At 57.0% G+C, this 21,120-nt stretch carries 20 protein-coding genes and 1 pseudogene; 11 read left to right on the top strand and 10 right to left on the bottom strand.

The annotated features are described in order from the left end of the window. Positions 1-101: 101 nt before the first annotated feature. Positions 102-1,544: a PAS domain S-box protein gene (locus tag QSK43_RS24455; protein WP_332305650.1), complete on the bottom strand. Its 1,443-nt coding sequence runs from the start codon at positions 1,542-1,544 to the stop codon at positions 102-104. A gap of 465 nt (positions 1,545-2,009) precedes the next feature. On the opposite strand from QSK43_RS24455, the gene QSK43_RS24460 reads away from it, so the two are divergent. After that, positions 2,010-3,830 carry a methyl-accepting chemotaxis protein gene (locus tag QSK43_RS24460; RefSeq protein ID WP_332305651.1) on the top strand — a complete coding sequence of 607 codons (1,821 nt, stop codon included), beginning with the start codon at positions 2,010-2,012 and terminating at the stop codon, positions 3,828-3,830. A gap of 1,030 nt (positions 3,831-4,860) precedes the next feature. Further along, a complete protein-coding gene (locus tag QSK43_RS24465) occupies positions 4,861-5,043 on the top strand; it encodes a hypothetical protein (RefSeq protein WP_332305652.1) in 183 nt (60 codons plus the stop codon). Between the two features lie 408 nt (positions 5,044-5,451). Here the strand turns inward: QSK43_RS24465 and QSK43_RS24470 are convergent, their stop codons facing one another. Then, positions 5,452-5,919 carry a MarR family winged helix-turn-helix transcriptional regulator gene (locus QSK43_RS24470; protein WP_332305653.1) on the bottom strand — a complete coding sequence of 156 codons (468 nt, stop codon included), beginning with the start codon at positions 5,917-5,919 and terminating at the stop codon, positions 5,452-5,454. A gap of 138 nt (positions 5,920-6,057) precedes the next feature. Here QSK43_RS24470 and QSK43_RS24475 point away from each other — a divergent pair, with 138 nt between their 5' ends. After that, positions 6,058-6,879: an alpha/beta fold hydrolase gene (locus tag QSK43_RS24475; RefSeq protein ID WP_332305654.1), complete on the top strand. Its 822-nt coding sequence runs from the start codon at positions 6,058-6,060 to the stop codon at positions 6,877-6,879. Between the two features lie 76 nt (positions 6,880-6,955). Then, positions 6,956-7,723 (top strand): alpha/beta fold hydrolase, encoded by a 768-nt coding sequence (locus QSK43_RS24480; protein WP_332305655.1) that lies wholly within the window; start codon positions 6,956-6,958, stop codon positions 7,721-7,723. Between the two features lie 552 nt (positions 7,724-8,275). Here the strand turns inward: QSK43_RS24480 and QSK43_RS24485 are convergent. Further along, positions 8,276-9,115 (bottom strand): type 1 glutamine amidotransferase domain-containing protein, encoded by an 840-nt coding sequence (locus QSK43_RS24485; RefSeq protein ID WP_332305656.1) that lies wholly within the window; start codon positions 9,113-9,115, stop codon positions 8,276-8,278. Positions 9,116-9,211: 96 nt separating this feature from the next. After that, on the bottom strand, positions 9,212-9,895 hold the full coding sequence (locus tag QSK43_RS24490; RefSeq protein WP_442967888.1) for a type 1 glutamine amidotransferase domain-containing protein: 684 nt from the start codon (positions 9,893-9,895) through the stop codon (positions 9,212-9,214). A gap of 92 nt (positions 9,896-9,987) precedes the next feature. On the opposite strand from QSK43_RS24490, the gene QSK43_RS24495 reads away from it, so the two are divergent. Continuing rightward, complete coding sequence (locus QSK43_RS24495) at positions 9,988-11,118, top strand: LysR family transcriptional regulator (protein ID WP_332305658.1); 1,131 nt, start codon at positions 9,988-9,990, stop codon at positions 11,116-11,118. Positions 11,119-11,373: 255 nt separating this feature from the next. Here the strand turns inward: QSK43_RS24495 and QSK43_RS24500 are convergent, their stop codons facing one another. Continuing rightward, positions 11,374-11,724, bottom strand: a complete 351-nt coding sequence (locus QSK43_RS24500) for a serine hydrolase (protein ID WP_332305659.1) — start codon at positions 11,722-11,724, stop codon at positions 11,374-11,376. Beyond that, on the bottom strand, positions 11,640-12,515 hold the full coding sequence (locus QSK43_RS24505) for a serine hydrolase domain-containing protein (protein ID WP_332305660.1): 876 nt from the start codon (positions 12,513-12,515) through the stop codon (positions 11,640-11,642). Before QSK43_RS24505 ends, QSK43_RS24500 begins: the two co-directional genes overlap by 85 nt. Positions 12,516-12,581: 66 nt before the next feature. Here QSK43_RS24505 and QSK43_RS24510 point away from each other — a divergent pair, with 66 nt between their 5' ends. Genes QSK43_RS24510 through QSK43_RS24520 form a run of 3 tightly spaced genes read left to right on the top strand, consistent with a single transcriptional unit; the run spans position 12,582 to position 15,021 of the window. After that, on the top strand, positions 12,582-13,211 hold the full coding sequence (locus tag QSK43_RS24510; RefSeq protein ID WP_332305661.1) for a TetR/AcrR family transcriptional regulator: 630 nt from the start codon (positions 12,582-12,584) through the stop codon (positions 13,209-13,211). Then, positions 13,208-13,453, top strand: coding sequence for a hypothetical protein (locus QSK43_RS24515; protein ID WP_332305662.1), 246 nt, complete (start codon positions 13,208-13,210; stop codon positions 13,451-13,453). The genes QSK43_RS24510 and QSK43_RS24515 overlap by 4 nt, the downstream gene beginning before the upstream one ends. Further along, the gene (locus QSK43_RS24520; protein ID WP_332305663.1) at positions 13,417-15,021 is read left to right on the top strand and encodes an aldehyde dehydrogenase (NADP(+)); all 1,605 of its coding nucleotides are present in this window, start codon (positions 13,417-13,419) and stop codon (positions 15,019-15,021) included. Before QSK43_RS24515 ends, QSK43_RS24520 begins: the two co-directional genes overlap by 37 nt. 265 nt (positions 15,022-15,286) lie before the next feature. Here the strand turns inward: QSK43_RS24520 and QSK43_RS24525 are convergent, their stop codons facing one another. Then, positions 15,287-15,517: a BrnA antitoxin family protein gene (locus QSK43_RS24525; RefSeq protein ID WP_332305664.1), complete on the bottom strand. Its 231-nt coding sequence runs from the start codon at positions 15,515-15,517 to the stop codon at positions 15,287-15,289. Between the two features lie 515 nt (positions 15,518-16,032). Here QSK43_RS24525 and QSK43_RS24530 point away from each other — a divergent pair. Then, positions 16,033-16,284 (top strand): FitA-like ribbon-helix-helix domain-containing protein, encoded by a 252-nt coding sequence (locus QSK43_RS24530; protein WP_332305665.1) that lies wholly within the window; start codon positions 16,033-16,035, stop codon positions 16,282-16,284. After that, positions 16,281-16,699 (top strand): annotated as a pseudogene (locus QSK43_RS24535) (type II toxin-antitoxin system VapC family toxin). Before QSK43_RS24530 ends, QSK43_RS24535 begins: the two are co-directional and overlap by 4 nt. Positions 16,700-16,872: 173 nt before the next feature. On the opposite strand, the gene QSK43_RS24540 reads toward QSK43_RS24535, so the two are convergent. Then, positions 16,873-17,484 carry a TetR/AcrR family transcriptional regulator gene (locus QSK43_RS24540; protein WP_332305666.1) on the bottom strand — a complete coding sequence of 204 codons (612 nt, stop codon included), beginning with the start codon at positions 17,482-17,484 and terminating at the stop codon, positions 16,873-16,875. Positions 17,485-17,631: 147 nt separating this feature from the next. Between QSK43_RS24540 and QSK43_RS24545 the strand changes: the two genes are divergently transcribed. Beyond that, positions 17,632-17,895, top strand: coding sequence for a hypothetical protein (locus tag QSK43_RS24545; RefSeq protein ID WP_332305667.1), 264 nt, complete (start codon positions 17,632-17,634; stop codon positions 17,893-17,895). Positions 17,896-18,291: 396 nt separating this feature from the next. On the opposite strand, the gene fhuB is transcribed toward QSK43_RS24545, so the two are convergent. Together fhuB and QSK43_RS24555 are read right to left on the bottom strand one after the other, a co-directional pair. Next, on the bottom strand, positions 18,292-20,334 hold the full coding sequence (fhuB, locus tag QSK43_RS24550; protein WP_332305668.1) for a Fe(3+)-hydroxamate ABC transporter permease FhuB: 2,043 nt from the start codon (positions 20,332-20,334) through the stop codon (positions 18,292-18,294). Further along, positions 20,279-21,058, bottom strand: a complete 780-nt coding sequence (locus tag QSK43_RS24555) for an ABC transporter substrate-binding protein (RefSeq protein WP_332305669.1) — start codon at positions 21,056-21,058, stop codon at positions 20,279-20,281. The genes fhuB and QSK43_RS24555 overlap by 56 nt, the downstream gene beginning before the upstream one ends. Positions 21,059-21,120 lie beyond the last annotated feature (62 nt).

Here is a 21,120-nt window from a genome sequence, read left to right on the forward strand (position 1 = left end):
GCACGTCGCGGGGCACTGCGACGAATGTACGTCCACGAGTCGGCCGGGCGTTGAGAAATGCCGTCCTTGAAGCCAGGAATTCTCTTGAGAGGGCCACCGGGTTACAGACGGTTGCTCGCGGCAGTCAGACGAATGACCAGGCCTTCGGGTTTCCAGTCACGATGAATTTCACCGTCAAGCTGACCGCGGACTGTGGCGCGACCGAGAAGGGTGCCGAAACCGCCTCCGTCCGATGTTCGCTTTACCGGGGGACCATTCTTCTCGGTCCAGGTGAGAGTGAATACATCCTCTTTATCTTCACATACTATTTCCACGCTGCCTTGTCCTACTGACAAGGCGCCATATTTGGCTGCGTTTGTTGCGAACTCGTGCAACAGAAGCGCGAAGCTCGTGAGAGAGTTCTCGGTAATCGCCACATCAGGACCGATAATCACCACATGGGAAGCCGTGTCCTGATCATAAGGGGCAAGAATAGTTTTGAGCAGCGAATGAAGTGTTGTTTTCCGGGCATGGTGCTCTCTTTCCACAGAGGCTCGCGGAACCGTCAACGCATGCGCGCGCGACAACGCTGCAAGTCTGTCACAGACGGCAGCTGCGAGCTCAGCGGGCGTTGTTGCGGTTCTTGCACTGAGAGAAACAATGCTGCTCGCCAATGTGAAAAGGTTTTTGACCCGATGGTCCATCTCCCGAATAAGGAGATGCTGTTTCTCCTCTGCTCGTCGGCGCTCGGTGATATCGCGTGCGATCTTTGCGGCTCCGATCACCTGGCCGGCCAGGTTCTTGATGGGTGATACGGACAACGAAATATCGATGAGAGCCCCGTCCTTGCGTTGGCGAACCGTTTCATAGTGATCGATCTTCTCGCCTCGCCGAAGGCGTTCGAGAATGCTGGGTTCCTCATCAGCCCTGTCTGCCGGGATCAACATTGTAACAGAACGGCCGATTGCTTCTTCCGCTGAGTATCCAAACAATCGTTCTGCACCACGATTCCAGTCCGTGATCGTACCGTTCAGATCCTTGGCCAGAATGGCATCATCGGAGGACTCAACAATGGCGGCAATGCGTTGTGCGATCTCGTCGAGCAACGTGCCGTCCGGTTGGTCGATGAGAATATTCAGTCCTCCCGTCAGGCACCCGGTGGCATTGAAAATAGGGGTTGCAAACGCACGCAGCAATATTCTGCTTCCGTCGGGTCGCTCCAATAATATCTGGTGATTACGCACTGGGCATTTTTTCCGGAGCGCTACCGCCATCGGACTGTCGTCATGATCCAGGAGGTTACCCTCTGGCGTGTGAAGCCTGATGGATCCACAGAATCTGGTGCCATTTAGTGGCGGTTCGATACCCCACATGCTGACAGCCAGTTCATTATAAAAAGTGAGGATGCCATTTGCGTCGGTCAGATAACATGCAACAGGCAAGGTCTGCAGAAGGTCGCGGACCGTCATGTGCTCATCGCGTCTGTTCTCGCTTAAAGGAGCAAACTCTACATCGCCCGTTGCAGCAATCGCTCGACCAGTATTGTCACGGGTTCGTTCGCTCACCAGTTACCCCCTGATCCGCCCCTTTAGCGTTCTGACCGGTATGCCGCCCCCGGCTGGACCGGAACCAGATTACTGAATGTGAAATACTACCTTATCGCAGGAGACACTGACAATACGGAACGTGCTCTTTCCGGTGCCGCCGTCCTGACCGGTACAGATAATGAAGCACTTTGCCTGGGCAACGCGTCCGCGAAAATCTCCTGAATACGGAGTAGCTGTTTGGGACTGCTCTCTCAGAACCTGCGACACATCCTCATCCGGCACCACCGTGACACTGGAGATGAATGCCGCGCTGTAGCGGGCGAGAAATCTTTAAAGGCCATCATCGAGAACGCCCGCCAAAGCAAGCGGCCTGCAAAACGCTGAATGAGTAAAACCAGCATAACAATAATCGCGCGAGCCAGATTGATGGTTACTTAATAATATTCAGGCAAAATTATATTATAAACGTTGTGGGGGACGGGCATGGCATCTATTCAACGTAAGATCATTGTCGCAAGCGTCGCAATTTTCTCTTTGGCTGGTGGCGCGACGGGTGTGGGCATCTGGTCGACGCAGATCCTGGCCTCAAACAACGCGGATGTTGCGCGCTCTTCAGAAGTGCTTCGCAATCACATGCAGGCGGATATGATGCACGATGCGCTACGCGCTGACGTGCTGGCGTCCCTGCTTGCCAGCGACCCTGCAGCTCATATCAACCTCGAGGAGGTGAGGGCAGATCTGAGGGAGCACGAAGACTCGTTTCGCGAAATGATCGCTGCAAACAAACTACTCGCTACTGACAAGACAACACAGGCAGCGCTTGCCAGGGTCGAGGCACCGCTTCTGACGTATATCGATAGTGCCACCACAATGGTGAACCTTGCGATAAGCAATCAGACGTCGGCGATGAAGTCGCTCCCCGCCTTTATCGAGCAGTTTTCCGCTCTTGAGACGGCAATGGGAGATGCTGGCGATCAGATAAGTGCCATCTCCGAAAAAACCGCAGAAAATAGTGCAGATACCCAGATATTCGTTGACAGGTTTTTACAGGCTCTTCTCGTGACGATTGCGCTGTTTTCGGTCAGTCTTTACTGGTTGACCCGCAGGACTGTGACAGAGCCGATCCTCGCGCTGTCTGAAGAAATGCGAGAGTTGGCTGCCGGCAATACCAGTGTCGTTGGCTCAGCTGTCGGCCGTGCAGATGAAATCGGCACCATGGGGTCGGCCGTCGAGGTCTTCCGGCAGGCCGCGATCACCAATGTGCAGCTTCAAGGGGAAGCAGAAGCAGCACGGGCACGGGCCGAATCTGACAGGATCGAAGCCAGACAGCAGGCTGACAAGGAAGCGGCGGAGCGGCTTCGCGCCGCGACATCGGGTCTTGCTAGCGGGTTGAAGCGACTGGCTGGCGGCGATCTTGCATTCCAGCTTGATGAGCCATTTTCGCCGGACTTTGAAGCGCTTCGGCAGGACTTCAACCGTTCTGTCAAGCAACTTGGTGATGCGCTCGGAGCTATATCGAGCGGAATTGCAGTCATTGATGATGGTACACGCGAGATTTCTTCGGGAGCAACCGATCTTTCCAGGCGCACCGAACAACAGGCCGCCTCGCTGGAGGAGACTGCTGCGGCGCTCGATCAGATTACCGCGAACGTGTCAAATTCCAGCAAACGGACCGAGGAGGTCCGCGCTGCCGCGACTGAGGCAAATCATAGTGCCGCCAAGTCTGCGCTGGTAGTGTCACAGGCGGAAGAGGCAATGCGCCGCATCGAAGCGTCTTCACAGCAGATTTCCAACATCCTCGGCGTCATCGACGAGATCGCCTTCCAGACCAACCTCCTGGCGCTGAATGCCGGCGTTGAGGCCGCCCGCGCGGGAGACGCGGGTAGGGGGTTTGCCGTTGTTGCCCAGGAGGTTCGTGAACTTGCCCAGCGCTCAGCGCGCGCGGCTAAAGAGATCAAGGAATTGATTCAGAATTCATCCTCCGAGGTTAAAAATGGTGTGAAGCTGGTTCTCGATACAGGTCTGTCGCTGGAAGTCATCGGTGAGCAGATCGGGAACATCAATCAGCATATGGATGTCATTGCGACGTCTGCCAAGGAGCAGGCAACGGGACTGGCGGAAGTTAATAACGCGGTCAATTCGATGGACCAGACAACGCAGCAAAATGCGGCGATGGTCGAGCAGTCAACAGCCGCCTCAACAAGCCTCGCTGCGGAGGCCACCAGGCTTCGTGATCTGATTTCCCGCTTCACATTAGAAGCTTCGCTATCAAGGCAATCGGTTGCTCTGCAGGCGGTCGCGTGAACAATAACGTAACCTGGCAGGCATGCGATGAATGGGAAGAGTTTGAGAGGCCGCAAACCAAACGGCAGGCACAAGTCCGCCGTTGACCAAGGTAAGACAACGCTGCCCCGGCAGATTTCCGGGGTGGTAACGGATTAAGGGCAACGGACAGCACGTACTTTATTTCGCCGATCCACGCCGCGCGTGATGGAATATCCGTTCACGAAATGTAACGTATCCTCAGGTACGACAGGGCCACATCAGAGAAATGTCTCGCGTGCCAGGCCTTCAAGATCACGGTCCAGCACCGTATAAGCGTCTTTTTGTATTTCCGGGCGCCGCTTCATCTGAATCCTGATCCACCTGAAACACCGCACAATGTCGTCGCTTTCGAAAACTGGTATTTCCGTATCCGTATTTTCCAGAATTATTGCGTATCTCATTATAAGCCTCTAAATTAGTTGAAGTAACTATTATAATAGAATCAATAAGTTATTATTTGCCGCTCGACTGTAACGGTGCGCTTTTGCTTTCAGTAATTCCAGTTGTCAGCCGATTCTCAACAAACCCTACGACCAAGCCTGCTCTCTTGGATATTTTATGCCAGAATAGTGGTTAGCGGAAATAAAGAGCAATGCCTTTTTGCCTGCGGCCGGAGTTAATCTCTCCGCTTGACCGACACAATGGATTGGCAACCTACGGGTTACAGAGAGAATGGAGGCCGCACATAAAAAAACAAGGCGATATCCACTAAAGCATCGGGCACTGCAGAGTTGCCGTGTACAACGGGTACGACAGTGGCGCAGTGATATGGTTGACTGCTCTCCCAACTTTATCGACCAATGACAACGCGGCACGCATCAATGGTGCGTCTGCCGGTTCGCATGTCGCTTTTTATCAAAAGAGCACATGGCCGAAGAAATCTCGCGGGCAGATCAGGACATAATAGAAGATAATGCTGTCAGGAGTACCGCAACTTATTGCCTTACGAGGCATCAGGCCTGACCGGCAGAACACAGACCAAAATTGACAGCCAGCAATGGGGGCCACAATGAAATGGCCAGCCATTGCAAATGTGCTCCACGGCTTGCTCTTACAGCTGATCGCCGCAAAACAGCTGCATCAAGAGAGATGCCAGGGATGGAAGGGAGTGACAGCATATATTGGCATGAATTTTAACAAACTCGTGGCGGCACTGGCGATCCTTGAGGGTGCGGTGAATTCGACGGATTGAGACTAAATCGGATTGCCGCCCGGCAATGTGATCCCATGGCGATTCGGGCTGACAACCGGTTCTGTTTTGCAGACAGAGAAACGCGCCGCATACGCCAGGCAATGCGCGGTTTGGCCGGTTTGCGGAGGGATATTATCTGGAACCATTTGTTTAGCTGCAAGTTTGGGTGCCGGACGCATTTTCCCTATCGTCCATCCCCTCGCCAGCCCCTCGAACTGGCACCTCTAAAAACCCTCCCAGGCGGAGGGTTTCTTTTTTGCAGTGGCGAAAGCTTCTGTACTATCGGATCTGGTGGCAAAAATTTCACAACTCCCGAAATCGGAGGCGCCGAACGAGTGGAAAACATGTCGAGTCGGTATTTTTGCAGGAGTCATAGCCGGCTCCCGGGGCGATTTATCCCGCTTATACTCAGGTCATTTCCCGCCCAATCGCGAGTTTGTCCCGGATCATGTCGATCCCGGCCTTTATTGAGTGAATAGTTTCAGCGTCCAGACCAACGGCTTCCTCAACACACCGCATGATATCAGCCGCACCGGATCTAAGCATTCGCCCTTTCTCCGTCAGATGCAGGAGCACCTCGCGCTCGTCCCTGGGGCTGCGGGTTCTCGTAATCAGTTCCGCCGAATCCAGCCGCTTCAGGAGCGGCGAGAGCGTGCTGGAGTCCAGAAAAAGAGTTTTGCCCAGTTCCTTCACGTTTTGACCATCGCGCTTCCACAGTGTCACCATGACCAGATACTGCGGATAGGTGAGGCCGAGCCTGTCGAGCAATGGTCTGTAGAGCTGCGTGAACGTGTGACCAGCAGAGTACAGGGAAAAACAAAGCATCCCCGTGACATCTGGCAGGCTGTCGTCGGACTCGGTTGGTGCGTTGGTCATTACACTCTCCTTTTTGCCCAAAATAATTTGTACACAAACTAATTGCAAGCGATTGACAACAATCCGGAGAACAGGCATATAAATTGTACACAAACTAATTGTGCACAAATTAAAGATGCTCACTCACAGGAGATCAGTATGTCAGCCTTTACCACAACCGACGGTACCAACCTTTTCTACAAGGACTGGGGTACAGGCCAGCCAATCCTGTTTGCGCATGGCTGGCCGCTGTCTTCCGACGCCTGGGACCAGCAGATGCTGTTCTTCAGCCAGAACGGCTTCCGCGTGATTGCCCATGATCGCCGCAGCCACGGGCGTTCGGATCAGACTTTCAACGGAAACCACATGGATCAGTATGCCGATGATCTCGCCGAACTGATCGAGGCGCTCGACCTGAAGAACCTTATCCTTGTCGGGCATTCCACGGGTGGTGGCGAGATCTCCCGCTATGTCGGTCGCCATGGCACGGCCCGTGTCGCAAGGGTGGTTTTGGTTGGCGCCGTTCCGCCGCTGATGCTGAAGACTGCCGATAATCCCCATGGGACGCCGATGGAAGTGTTTGACGGCATCCGTGAGGGTACGGCCAAGAACCGCTCGCAGTTTTTCTTCGATCTGACCGTGCCCTTCTACGGCTTCAACCGGGGCGGCGTTGCCACCAATGATGGCCTGCGCGAAAACTTCCGTCGTATAGGCCTGCAGGGCGGTATCAAAGGCCAGTATGACTGCATCCGCGAATTCTCCGAGGTGGACTACACGAAGGACCTTCAGCGGATCGATCGCCCCACGCTGATCATCCACGGCGACGACGATCAGATCGTGCCGATCAATGCCTCTGCGCACCGTGCTGCCGACATCGTTCCGAATGCAACACTGAAGATCTATCCGGGTGGCTCCCACGGTCTGGCAGAGACCGAAGCCGACCGCTTCAATGCCGATGTCCTCACTTTTATTCGCACCTGAAAGCCACCGTTTTACATCAAGACTTCCCACTCAATTCATTGGGCCCATCGGGCTCTTCTTAAGGAAGGAATTTATCATGACGAAGTTCGCAGCTGCCGTTGCCGTTGCCGGCGCTCTCCTCTCTGGGACCGCGACCGCTCAACCTGCCAAACCCACTGTTGTCCTCGTTCACGGCGCCTTTGCCGACTCCTCCAGCTGGAATGGTGTAACCCGGATACTTCAGAAGGATGGCTACACCGTTGTTGCTGCCGCAAATCCGTTACGCACAGTATCAGATGATGCCGCCTACGTTTCGGCAATCGTCGAAAGTATCAAAGGACCCATAGTCCTGGTTGGCCACTCCTATGGAGGGCAGGTCATCACCAACGCGGTAAAGGGTAGCAATAACGTCAGGTCTCTCGTCTATGTGGCTGCCTTTGCACCGGAGGAGGGTGAAGCGGCAGCCGACCTGGCCGGCAAGTTTCCAGGCGGCACACTTGGCCAGGCGCTCGCGGCCCCAGTCAAGCTTTCCGATGGCGGTATCGACCTCTCCATAGAACAGGCCAGGTTCCGCGACCAGTTCGCCCAGGACGTGAGCGTCGAGGACGCCGCTTTGATGGCCGCGGGCCAGCGGCCGATCACAGAGGCGGCACTGACGGAAAAGTCAGGCAAGCCGGCCTGGAAGACGCTGCCTGCCTACTTCGTCTATGGCACTGGAGACAAGAATATCCCCGCCGAGGCACTGGCCTTCATGGCGAACCGTGCCGGCTCGAAAGCCACAGTAGTCGTGGAGGGTGCCTCCCACGTCGTCATGGTCTCGCATCCGCAGGCAGTGGTTGACCTGATTGAAAAGGCCGCGCAGTAACGAGCCACGGCATCCCGAAGAACAGGACCGGCCTCATGCGGCCGGTCTTTCTTCAGGGAAAAAGGATGATCGATACGTGAGCAACCCGGTTTTAAAAGGGGAAAGCTTACATCGAGGAATAGCCCCGCGCGAACCGCCAGCAACATCGGCAATATTCGGTTCGAGAGTCTGTTTTGGCCGCTCTCGAATATTACAATACGAAAGCAGATCCCTGTCTCTCTGGGACATCGGTGTACCCTCAGTCGCGATCAACCCGATGTTCGCGCGCTGGCGACAATGACGGGCGATCTCACCGTAGGCCTGGCCCGGCGCGGTAAACGCTCTCGTCATGGAGCCGTCACGACGCGTTTACGCAACTGCCGTCCCCCGCAGATTGTAAGAGTCAAAAAAAGCAAGGTCATCTTCTTTCCGTTAGGCTGCTTCGGCTGCCCGCCAGACCGCGTCGAGCAAGGTCTGGGGTTCTTTCGGGGAGATCGATAGGCGTCCGCCGCATCCGGTCATCCGCACCTTCTGGCGGACGGCCGGCAACATCGGTCGATAATGGGGAGCAGATTATTTCAGCCGCTTCAGCAGTTCTGCGGCGACCGCTGGAGCGGAAGCAGGGTTTTGCCCGGTAATCAGTTCGCGGTCCGTTACGATGTTGGACGTGAAAGGTGTCTCATTACTCAGGTAGTCGGCTCCGGCATGTTCCAGTGCCGTCTGGGGATAGAACTTCATCTCTCCCCCGTTCAGCAGGCCCTTGGCCAATTCCTCTTCCTGATTGCTGATGACGGTCACCTTGTATCCGGCGTAGATCCAGGGCTGGCTTTTTGCGGTACCGTCTTCTTCTAGTTGCCTGGTGAAGCTTTCTGCGTCCGGCAGCGCCGAAAGTAGAGCGATCGGACCGTGGCAGGCGAGCGCGGTTATCTTGCCGTTGGTGTGAAAGTTGGTGAGAAGCTTGCCCAGTTCAGGGCTGACGAGCAGGTCCTGCATGGGCGCATGGCCACCGGGCACGTAAAGTGCGTCGAAACGGTCGTAGCCGATCTGTTCGACACGGGCTAGGCTGATCACCGGAGAGGCGCTGTCTGATGTCAGATTGATCTTGTCGAGCAGGGCACTGCTCTCCCGCATTGCGGCTTCATCGCCACCGAAATGCATCTTGTCGACCGACGATTTGTCCAGGGTCGGGGCAGTGCCTTTCGGGGTTGCAAAGGTGATATCGTGACCGGCGTCAAGCAGTGCTTTGACCGGTTGCATCAACTCGTTGAGGTAAAACCCGGTTTCAAAAATCCTGCCATCCTTCAGGTCGAGACGGTCGGAATCCGAGAGAACGACCAGTACGTTGGCAGCGTGGGCGCTGAACGCGCTTGTGCCCAGTGCAAGGGCGAATGAAAATGCACGGATGAGCGTCATGATTTGTCTCCAGAGATGAGCTGCCTGCATCCTCGGATGCAGAAGGTTTGGGATTGCAGGTCGTAGTGTTTGGGCAGGATCCAGCGCTTGCGATTGTCAGACGGAAAGAAGATCGCGCAGGGCTTCCCCGACCCCGGTTGCCGATTGCGGGTTCTGGCCGGTTACCAGCCGCCCGTCGACGACGACCCTGGGCGTCCAGTCGGGCGCCGGATGATGATGCGCACCACGGTCGGTAAGCGTAGTGGCGAGCAGGAAGGGGACAACCTTTTCGAGCTTGACGGCCCGTTCTTCATCATCGGTGAAGGACGCGAGATTCTTGCCGGTGACGAGGTGAGCGCCGTTGCTCAGTGTAACATTGACCAGCGCCGCAGGGCCGTGGCAAACGGCGGCGACGACACCACCTGCCTCGTAAACGTCGCGGGCGACCCTGTTGACGGCCGGGCTTGTGGGAAAGTCCCACATCGCGCCGTGGCCGCCGGCGAAGAAGATCGCCGCGTAGTTCCCGGCATCGAGATCGGCCAGGCGAGAGGTATTGCGAATGGCATGTCGGAAGCCGGCGCTGTTCCAGTAGCGCGAGTTAGTTGCGTCATTGAGATCGAGGCCATCTACCGGTGGTTCACCGCCATCTATCGAAGCGAACTCGACAGCGATGCCGGCGGCGTCGAGGACAGCAAGCGGGTGGGTGACTTCGCCGAGATAAAAGCCGGTGGCTTCGCCCGTTTTGCCTTTGACACCATGGCTTGTGAGAACGAACAGAACCGGTCTTCGCTCCGTAACCATGCTTTCCATTGCCTGCTCCTCAAACCCGTATTGATGCGTGATCGCATTTGATGGCGCAAATCTATTGAGGTCGAAGGAGTGGATAAAGATGCTTGAAGGGAATTCATTTGTTCTTGAATGGACAAGGTTTATCGGTGCGGGTTGCGGGAAATGTGCGCTCGGTCTCGATACCTGCTTCCGATTTTGGCACTCGCCATGGCACTGAAAGCTGTCGGGAAATTTTGTTCCTCCAGAAAAATACTGACAAAACGCACTTTATTGATGCCAGAATTGGATATAGAGCTTCTTCAGAAGAGCTGACTTATTCACAAGAGGTCAAAATGGGGCGGCGGTTTGATCATCTTGGCGATGTGGAGGCATTTGTCACCGTTGCTGAAAAAGGCTCGATGACCGAGGGCGCGGTTACACTGTCGACGACGCCGTCGGTTCTCAGCAGAGCGATTACCCGTCTCGAAACCCGCCTTGGCGCGCAACTGATGCGCCGGACCACGCGACGGTTAAGCCTGACCGATGAAGGCCGCGCTTATCTCGAACAGGCGCGCGCTGCATTTTCGATGATCGACGATGCGGAACGGGCGATGCATGGGCCAACAGGGGCGTTGTTGACCGGCCATGTCCGTATCAGCGTACCGACGACCTACGGCCACTACCGGCTTCCCGCAATGCTCGACCGTTTCACGCGAGCCTACCCGGAAATCCAGATCGAATTGAGCATAACCAATCGCAACGTTGATCTGGTGGCGGAAGGGTATGATCTGGCAATCCGGCTGGGCCCCTTGCCCGATAGCGGACTGGTGGCGCGCAAACTGGAAGACGCTCCGTTGCGTCTGGTCGCTGCCCCCGACTACCTCGAACGTGCGGGTATCCCGCAGCATGTCGAGGATCTCGCGAAACATCAGTGCCTGCCCTTCGTAATGCCGAGCACAGGACGTTGTGCTCCATGGCTGTTTCGCGTCGGGGGCCGTGACACAGACTGGACACCCCCTGGACGCATCCGGGTATTCGACGATGTACTGGGTGTGGTGTCGCTGGCAGAAAGCGGTCTCGGCATCTGCCAGACCTACGATTTTATTGTGCGAGACCGGATCGGGCAGGGGCGCCTCATCGATGTGCTGGAGCACGCACGGGGCCGTTCGCGACCTTTCTCACTCATTTTCGCGCCACACCGCCGCCTCTCGGCAGCGACACGGACATTGATCAATTTTCTTGTCGGCACTGACTAGACCGCATTTTGTTTCCGCAACGCCAGGGTTGACAGGCGGATGGTATAATCCGGGACATAGGCAACGTGCGGATGAGCCAATGATCGGGTCTGTGCGAGAAGCTACTCCGGGTAATCATGCCCTGTTTGCAGGGGAGGGATCAGTACCTCCTCTGCAGATATCGCATTAATGTTTCAACCGGTGGCCTTAGCCAGGACACTTTCTCGAATGACCGTGTTGGTGCCTTCCGCTTCGCGGCCAGCGCATCCTGCTGCCCTAGCTGTAGACAGCGTTCCTGATTTCAGCCGGAAAGGCACCGGACATTCCCTCGAACGCGGTATTGGTGAGCGCAACGACAGAAAAGCGGTTAGCTCGGTCGATGAACCAGCTGTGGCCATAGGCTCCGCCCCATTGCAAAGTGCCGGGTGCCTGCGGCGTGCCGGTCGGCGCGGGATTGACCAATACCGCCCATCCATATCCGAAACCCCAGCCCGGTCCCTGCGTTTCGGATTGGGTGCCGACATGGTCAGCTACCATTGCCTCTACCGTTCCAGTGCGGAGAATCGGGGCGCCGCCGGTACGGATCGCTTCCAGAAAGCGCAAAATGTCGCCTGCGGTGCCTGCCATACCGGCTCCGCCTGATGGATATGATCTGGAGTTGAAGATGCGAGAGGGAGCGAACACGCTTTCGTGCCAAAAATTGGCACCTCAACACCATCAGTCATCACTGCCGGTTCGGGGTCGCCGTCGGCATAGGCTTCCGTCAGACGTGAGATATCCCGAACCGCAAAATCCGTATCAACCATTCCAAGGGGAACCGAAACCTTTTCGCGAACGATATCGGGAAGGCTTCTGCCCGTTAATTTCTCCAGTAAGCCGCCGAGCACATCAATGCCAAGGGAATAGCGCCACCCGGCGCCCGGCGTGAACGCCAGTGGCGTGGCTTGCAACCGCGACAGATTTTCCTCCAACGACAGGCCGGGCTGATCGAGGCCATCTGAAACGTTCAGTTTGTGATAGGGGCTGTCGGATGGCTCCAGGAAGCCGTATCCGAGGCCGGACGTGTGGGTGAGCAGGTGGTGGACAGTGATCACTGGCCTTGATCCGTCCGGCAGGGCTGGCCGAAAATCCGGTAACCATTGCGTCACCGGCGCATTGAGGTCGAGCCTGCCGTCTTCCACAAGCCGCATGGCCGCTGCCGTGACAACAGGCTTGGTAATGGAAGCGAGCCGGAAGATTGCGTCTTCCCGCATCGCTGTCTGGCTGGCGCGGTCCAAAAAGCCAGCAGCGCGCCGATGAATGATTGCTCCGTTGTGGGCGACGAGCACGACGGTGCCGACGATGCGCTTTTCGGCAAGCGCCTTGTCAATCGCAATGTTAATGCGAGCAGATGTCTGGGAAAAATCAGGGAGACTCATGGGGTGTAGTCCTCTATAATCACAATGACCATTCCTGAATAGGCCGATCGAAAGGATATTTCTAGAGTGACCATTGTGGAAAATAACGGGACCGTTTCCCGGCCACGGGGCCGACCCCGCGCCTTCGATCGTGACGAGGCGCTGGGGAAAGCTGCGGAAACCTTTTGGCGCCTTGGTTATGAAGGTGCATCCATCGCCGATCTTACGGCGATGATGGGGATCACGCCGCAAAGCCTCTATGCGGCCTTCACATCGAAGGCCGATCTCTATCGTGAGGCGCTGGCGTGGTATCAGGCTCATATCGGAGCCTCGACGACGCGCGCTCTTGAAGAAAGCGACGTGGTGAAGGCTCTGACACGCATGTTGAACGATTCTTCGCGTGAGTTCACCCGCCCCGATCAGCCTCATGGCTGTATGGTTTCGACTGCAGTGCTCACCTGCGCGGTAGAAAACGAGCCGGTAGCCAGTCATGTCGCGAGCCTGCGCAACGAGACACTCGGTGTCCTGCAGGAGCGCATTGAACGAGGCATCGCCGAAAAACAGTTGAAGCGATCCACAAATGCAGCGGCTCTTGCGCGCTTCGTCGGCGCGATGATCCAGGGCATGTCCGTGCAGGCGCAGGATGGAGCATCCAGGTCCGATCTGTCGGCCATGACGGATCTGGCCATTGCGGAAATTGAGCGCCATCGTACATGAAGAACGTACTTCAACGTTCGGATTGCTCGGCCTTACTGCGCGCGACGGGCTATAGTTCGCAATGGTTCTTCTTGCTTGCCGCGACTTCCCGGCATTCACGATTTGCTCGTATTCATGTCACGTTTGTGATTGCCGCGAAATTCTCCAACAACCAAAGCATCAATATCCGGGCGTATCTTGCGCCGCAGACCACCGAGGAGTTCTCATGTCAAAGTCTCTTGCAATTACCGGCGATCTGTTGATCGGCAATCAGCTTTCTGGCGACGACCGCAGTTTCCGGGCGACCAATCCTGCCACTGGCGAAACGCTCGAACCTGTATTTGCCATCGCCAGCGCTGACGATGTGGCGCGCGCTGCCGACATTGCCGCCCAGGCCTTCGATATATATCGCTCCGCTTCGCTCGAGGTTCGCGCTGCATTCCTCGAGACCATTGCCGCCAATATCCTCGACATCGGAGATGCTCTGATCGAGCGGGCCCATGCCGAAAGCGGGCTTTCCAAAGCGCGTCTCGAAGGCGAACGCGCCCGAACGGTCTGGCAGCTAGGCCTGTTTGCCGAGGTCGTGCGCGATGGCGGCTTCCTCGACTTGCGCGTCGATCCGGCATTGCCGAACCGCAAGCCGCTACCGCGACCGGACCTGCGGCTGCGCCAGATCCCGCTCGGACCCGTGGCCGTGTTCGGCTCCAGCAATTTCCCGCTCGCCTTCTCTGTCGCGGGCGGTGATACGGCGTCCGCACTCGCCGCCGGTTGCCCGGTGATCGTCAAGGGTCATCTCGCCCATCCCGGAACCGGCGAGCTGATCGGACGCGCCATCCGCGCTGCGGTCGAAACCTGCAAGCTGCCGGAGGGCACCTTCTCGCTGCTGAACGGCGCCAATGGGACGGGCGCGGCTCTGGTTAACGAACCCCGCATCAAGGCGGTCGGTTTTACAGGCTCGCGCGGCGGCGGTCTGGCGCTCGGGGCGATTGCCGCGGCGCGGTCGGAACCGATCCCGGTCTATGCGGAAATGAGCAGCATCAACCCTGTCTATCTTTTGCCTGCCGCGCTCGCCGCCCGGCCAGAGATGCTGGCCTCCGGTTTCGTGGAATCCCTGACGCTCGGCGCCGGTCAGTTCTGCACCAATCCCGGACTGGTCTTCGCCATTGATGGTCCCGACCTTGATCGCTTCATCGCAAGCGCCAGCGCTGCGCTCTCGCAGAAAGTGCCAGCGCCCATGTTGTCATCAGGCATTCACGCTGCCTTCGACAAAGGGGTGGGCGGATTTGCCGGGCATGATGACGTCAAGGTTCTGGGCAAGGGGCAGCCGGCAGCCGGCGTCAATCGCAGTCCGGCGATCTTTTTCGAAACCGATGTCGTGCATTTTCTGGCCGACGAGAAACTTTCCGCTGAAGTCTTTGGCGCAAGCAGCCTGCTGGTGCGTTGTCGCGACATCGCGCAGATGATTGAGGTCACCGAGAAGCTCGAAGGGCAGTTAACGGCGACGCTGCACCTCGACCCGGATGATCATGCCGATGCCCGCAGGTTTATCCCGGTGCTGGAACGCAAGGTCGGACGCATCCTCGCGAACGGCTGGCCGACGGGTGTAGAGGTAAGCCACGCGATGGTGCATGGCGGACCGTTCCCGGCGACGTCCGACAGCCGAACGACGTCGGTCGGCACCCTTGCCATCCGCCGTTTCCTGCGACCAGTATCCTATCAGGACCTTCCCGGCGACCTGTTGCCGCCGGAACTCCGTCCGGACGGGTTAGGAAGCCTGCCGCACCTGCTGGACGGTGTGGCGGAGAAAGCCTGGCAACGGCAGGGTCAATAATTCTCACTCCATAGCGGCAGGTCCAGCTCCTGAGTCCACGCGCTGCGACGTTGATGGTGCGAAATCCGGTACGTCTCGGCGATGGCATCAATGTTCAGAAGCCCATCTTCGACCCGACTTTCAGGCAACCCGCGTCGTTTTGACAAAAGGCGCTTGCCGTTGATGCTGCCATGGTCCTGGCTGGTTCAAGACCCCACCTGATCCGTTTTCCAAACGTCTAGCGAGTCCACGGCAGTGGGTGACGGTTTGTGTCCGTTCAAGAGCGTTAACTGGACACATTCATTGCGGCTCGTAGGGTATCGTTGATACGCTCTTGCCAGCCCGCACCGTCCGCCTGAAAATGCGCGAGGACATCGCTGTCGATCTTTAATGATACAAGCTCCCTGGTGTTAGGGATTGCAGGCCGTTCAACGGCCGGCGCTGCGACCTTCTTTGCCGGTTTGAACAGCGCCTCGGCTGCGTCTCTCGGATTGGACGGTCGTCGGGGTGTTGCCATGGTCATATCCTTTTGTGTCGTGCGCCTGAACAGCGCAGCCGGTCAGTTTTTGTTTCCAGGCTGTATGTCCAGCACAGCGGTGGTCGCACCCCACGTGTAGTGGGAAGCCGAAAGAACGTAATTGCTGCTGATAAACTGGTCAGCCGCCCCGCAATCCGGAAGAGATTGCATATCGCGAAGTGAAACTCCACTGGCCCCCTGCAACTGCCGAACTGGTTGCAGCAAGCCTCATCCGATAATAACCTTCGATCTCCGCTAGGAGTTTAGTTGTTCTAAAGCCTGCCGCGCCTGCTCCGGAAACCGTTGGTGACTGGTTCCATAATAGAGTCTTATGGCGGGCAGTAGCATGTAAGCAGAGACTTAGCCAAATTAAGCCGAAACCCAGCGGTTCGATTCCGTTCAAAGCGGGATGTCTAAACAAACAGGATGGTCATCCTCGTTAGTGAATCTCTTGAAGTTTGACGTCATCATGCGTATTTTGATATCAATGCCATCATTTTATGGAGGTGATATCAATGCCGGCAGTCACCATTCGAAACCTTTCTGAGGAAACGCATCGTGCTCTGCGGGTGCGAGCAGCTCATCATGGCCGGAGCACTGAGGCCGAGATCCGTGACATCATTGAAGCCGCTGTCCGTCCTCCTGAACGTGTAAAGCTCGGTTCCCTGCTGACTGCCATTGGTCGTGACGCCGGGCTTTCCGACAGCGACGTTGAAGCTCTGCAGAGCCGCGACAAGACACCAGCTGAACCGATGACCTTTGAATGATCTTGCTGGATACCAACGTTATTCCGAGCCTTGGAAACAGGTGCCTGATGAGGCAGTAATTGCCTGGTTGGACGCCCAAGCTATCGAAACGCTTTTCCTCTCCGCAATAACGATTGCTGAACTTCGCTTCGGGATCGCTGCTATGCCGTCAGGGAAACGGCAAACTATCCTTCGCGATCGCCTTGAGGGCGAAGTGCTGCCCCACTTTCCCGAGCGCATCCTGTCCTTCGACCCGGCTGCTTCTCAGTTTTATTCCGAACTGATGGCACGCGCTCGAGTATCTGGGAGAGCAATTGGCACGGCTGATGGTTACATTGCAGCCACAGCGGCAGCAAACGGCCTCGCGATCGCAACTCGCGACACAAGCCCTTTCGAGGCTGCCGGGCTGAACGTGATCAATCCCTGGTCCAGATAACGACAGTTTGCATGTAGATATCGTGAGTTAGGATCCCTTCAAGACCTTAAGCGTGAAAGTTCGACAACAACATCCGACGCACGGGGCGAGGTCTATCTGATGGTTATTTAAGTCGGCAGATCAACACGCTGCCTTCGCTCTCTCCGCAGCACTTCCTCCTTGCTCCACCAGGATCAGGGAGAAGCCTGTGCACCTAGACCAAACGAGACCATCGCCGCTTCACACGCACGCGTAAACCGCATCGACGGACCTTCTTTGCCGGCTGCAAGTTTGCTGACGCGCGCGCCCTCCAGCAGCATCGATAGCGTATCAGCCAAAAGTTCAGGGTCGCTTACACCTGTCGAACGACAAAGATCGGCAAGCCGGGAATGCTGTTCCATCTTCAACGTTTCTATTATCGCATGCGCAGGGTGTCCTTGCTCCTTCAACTCTACCGCAGCATTGGCCAAATCGCATCCATAGGGCTCGCTGGAAAGACATTGTGCGCGCGCTTTAACCCATGCCTTAAGCTGCGCCCTCGGGTCGCCTGGGTTCTCTGTTTCGAGACCTTCCCAGGCTTTATCGAGCGTTCGAGAGCTGTGTTTGAGCGCTTCACACACAAGATCGTCCTTAGAACCAAAGTGTCGGTATAACGTCATCTTGTTGGTCGAGGCGGCTTCGGCAATGGCATCAACACCGATGCCGCGTATCCCATGTTCACGAAACAGTTGACAGGCCGTTGACACGATCCGGTCACGAGGTGCGATTTTCTGCTCGGAAGCGCGATCAGATTTCTCGGATTTCATGGGTTTAATTTTTATCCTGAAGCGGTGTTGACATGAGTGTGACTGGTCAGTAACTATTCAAATGTTACTTACCGGTAACACCTCGGCGTGAGCCTGTCAAGCAATGGCCCGCTTTCAAAGCTTAGGAATTATCGAAAGGAGACTGCGATGAAACACACGACGGACGAGATGACACTCGCTGAGATTTTCGGAGATCCACTAATTCGTGCAGTCATGCGCGCCGACGGCGTTGGTCTGGACGATTTCAAAGAGTCAATGTATTCGGCGGCGACGTCTTTGATGACACGTGATGGCGCAGCATTTGGTGGACAGTTCGAAACGACCGGGCCTGCAGCGTCGAAGCGTACACTCGTAACCACCATGCAACCTTTGTTCGCAGGTTTCTTTAAGCCGTGTGCCGCCCATATGTAACTCTGAATGTCGCCTGCATCACCATCTCACATGTCGGGTTTAACCGCGGTGATACAAGGCAGATAATGGTCCAATTTCCAACCTTCCTTTCCCTCCAGGGTATGCAGAAGCATACGTAAAGGCGTCAAGACAACCAAATGCGGCATCGCTCCGCTGGTAGCTCGAATTTCGATACGGGAACGGGAGAGGATCAACGAGTGGGCGGTTCAATTCCTATCAAGGCGATGATCGTCAGACTTTCGTGCCGGCACTGAGCCTAGTCTTTTGACCGAAGCCCCCTCGATCTTTCGCCGTCGAGGATCCGGCCTCCCGCACGCCGCTAATCGTTCCGAAGGGAAGGTAAGGACGGTTCGTATCCTTTCAAGAACGAGAGCTCACTCGGTGACAGGCCAACGGCTATTGCGATTTGTGCCACATCAGCCAGAAAAAGTAGGGTGTACCGACGAGTGCAGCCAGCGTACCAGCGGGTATCTCATATGGAAACAGGAGATTTCGGCCAAGCCAGTCAGCTGAAACCATGACGATTGCTCCGAGAATCGCCGAGATAATGAGTTGAGAAAGTACGGTTCTGCCGCCGGTCATCCTGGCGAGATGAGGTGCTATCAAACCGACGAAACTCAAAGGCCCTATGGTCAGTACTGCTGTTCCGGTAAGCAGCGATGCAATGAGCAGCAGCGTCAGGCGGCTTGCACCAACATTGACCCCGATCTGGCGCGCCGCCACGTCTCCCAAGGGCAATATCTCAAGCCAGCGCAGGGTAAGAGGGAGGATCACCGCCACGCCAAGGGCGACGCTTGCCAGGGCGAGGACATCGAAAGTCGTGACCGAATAGGTTGAGCCGGCAAGCCATGACAGCAGGCCGGCGACTCGCGGATCAAATCGCACCGTGATGGCCGACAACAGCGCGCCGAAAACTGTCGCAAGGGCCACACCAGTCAGCAACATCCGTTCCGGAGACGCCGATGTATTTCTAACGAGCGCGAAGCTCAGGGCCAGGGTCAGGAAGGCTCCGCCGCTGGCTGCAGACACTTTCAGCGCATGGCCCGAAGCTGGATCAAACAGAAATAACAAGGCCACTCCCAAGCCAGCGCCAGAACTTATCCCGAGAATTTCCGGACTGGCCATCGCATTTCCGGTGACCCTCTGGATGATAGCGCCCGCCACAGCGAGCATCGCTCCTGCAATTGCGGAGGCAGCGACACGAGGCCAGCGCCATTCAAAAGCGGCATTTCCATCGGAAACACCCTGCCAGAGCCAGCCATCAACGCTCTGCGCGGATAAAAGCGACACCCATATTATAATGACCAGCAGGACGGCGCATAAGGCGAATGCGATGCTCGGAGCCCAGGTGACGTTGCGCCTTGCAAAGGAGGCGCCAGCGTCGCCAAGGCTCGCGCCACGGAGCCGCGGCAGCATCCAGAGCAGGAGGGCGCCGCCGAATATGGCCGTCAAGGCACCGGTTGGCAGCTCGTTGTCTGACAGTGGATTGATCTGCGTGATCTGATCGGCGAGCCACAGAAGAATGCTCCCCAGGAGGGGCGTCGCGACCACCCGTTGCCTGAATGTCCTGGCGCCTGCGAGCCGCGCGATTGCTGGTGCCGCTATGCCAACAAACCCGATCACGCCCACCGCAGCGATGGTGACGGAAGCCAGCACGACCGCAAGCAGCAATCCGGTTAACCGAACCGCGACCACCGGTACGCCCAGACCGCGGCCGCCATGCTCTTCCAGTGCAAGCAATGCCAGCGGACGGATCATCAGAACGGCCAGTAAAGCGCATATCAGCAGCACAGGTGCCACGTAGGCTGACGCGTCCCAACCGAGATTGAGCAGCGAGCCGGTATTCCAGAGAAAGACGCTCCGCAGTTCTTCGTGGAAGAACAGCGCCAGCACGGAATTGATCCCGCTACAGAACAGGCCGACGACAAGGCCCGCCAGGATCAGCCGCAGCGGTGAGGCGAGGTTGCGCGATGCCAGCGCAAGCGTCAGGCACATAGCCGCAGCTGCGCCTGCGCACGCAACCGGCACAGGCGGCAAGGCCAACGAAGGAACGAGCAAGGCCGAGGCTTTCAGGGCGAGTGCCGCACCCGCCGACACACCGGTTGTCGACGGCTCGGCCAGTGGATTGCGCAGGACCTGCTGGAAAATCAGGCCGGAGAGCGACAAGGATGCGCCGGCCAGCAGGCTTGCGGCTATGCGTGGTAGGGTGATGAAATGCACGATCATCTGGCCAGGAATTTCGAAATCCGGCGCTAGTAGCGCTTGCCACCATGCTGACAGAGGAATGTCCAGCCAAATGTGATAGAGGCTCAGAAGGGCGGCCAAGGCTCCGGGAATATATAACAATGGAAAGGAAAAAATAAAACGCCTTTTGCGTCGCGTTTCAGTTTGCGGAGAGATGATGTCGTCCCTCCAATGCCTGCGTGAGGAGTCGGGCAATTCTATCCGCTTCGGGAAGTCCGCCGAACAGCCAGCTGCGGGGTAGGACGACGAGTTGCCGGCGTCGAACGAAGCCGAAACTGTTCCAGAGCGGGTTGTTGCTTAACGGGGCAGGCACCGGGCCGAAATGGATGATGATCGTGTCGTCCAGCGCGCCCAGATCTCGCATTGTCACCGGCAGCCAACCCCAGGTGTCGCCGCTCTCCTGCACAGCATTTCTCAGCCCCAGATGGTCTTGGACATCGTGGACGAGGCTGGCAGTACCAAGCGTCCAGAAGTCGCGCGGCGTCGCTGCCCATAGCTCCATCACTCTTTTGCCTTCGAATGGTCTTAGACGGGAGCGGTAGGCATTCATGTGATCTTCGAAGCCGGCCATATAATCTGCTGCGCGCTGCGTGACATCGGCGATCTCCGCGATTTGCAAGAATGATTGCCGTGCACGATCGAGAGGCGCCGGTGTGCCGGTATAGATAGATAGCTCCGTCAAGGACGCGATCCGCGCGAGCTGTTCGGTATCGGTTGGCCACTCCTGCGAATGAATGATCCGCTGAGGTTGGATCCTGGCCAGAAGCTCAAGGTTTGGTTGGTGCAATGTACCAATGTCGAAAACCGAGGCTGGAAGGCGGGGCTCCTCGACATACTGTTCATAGCGCCAGCGCTCCGCCATGCCGAACGTCTCGACGCCAAGGGCCAGAAGCGACTGCGCGTGGGCGAAATCCAGCACGACAAGGGGATGGGAGGGCATTGCTCGCGCAGTGCTCTCTCGAAAGCCGGGCATGAGGCTCA

Source organism: Rhizobium sp. GR12 (assembly GCF_036596185.1).
Lineage (GTDB): Bacteria > Pseudomonadota > Alphaproteobacteria > Rhizobiales > Rhizobiaceae > Agrobacterium > Agrobacterium nepotum.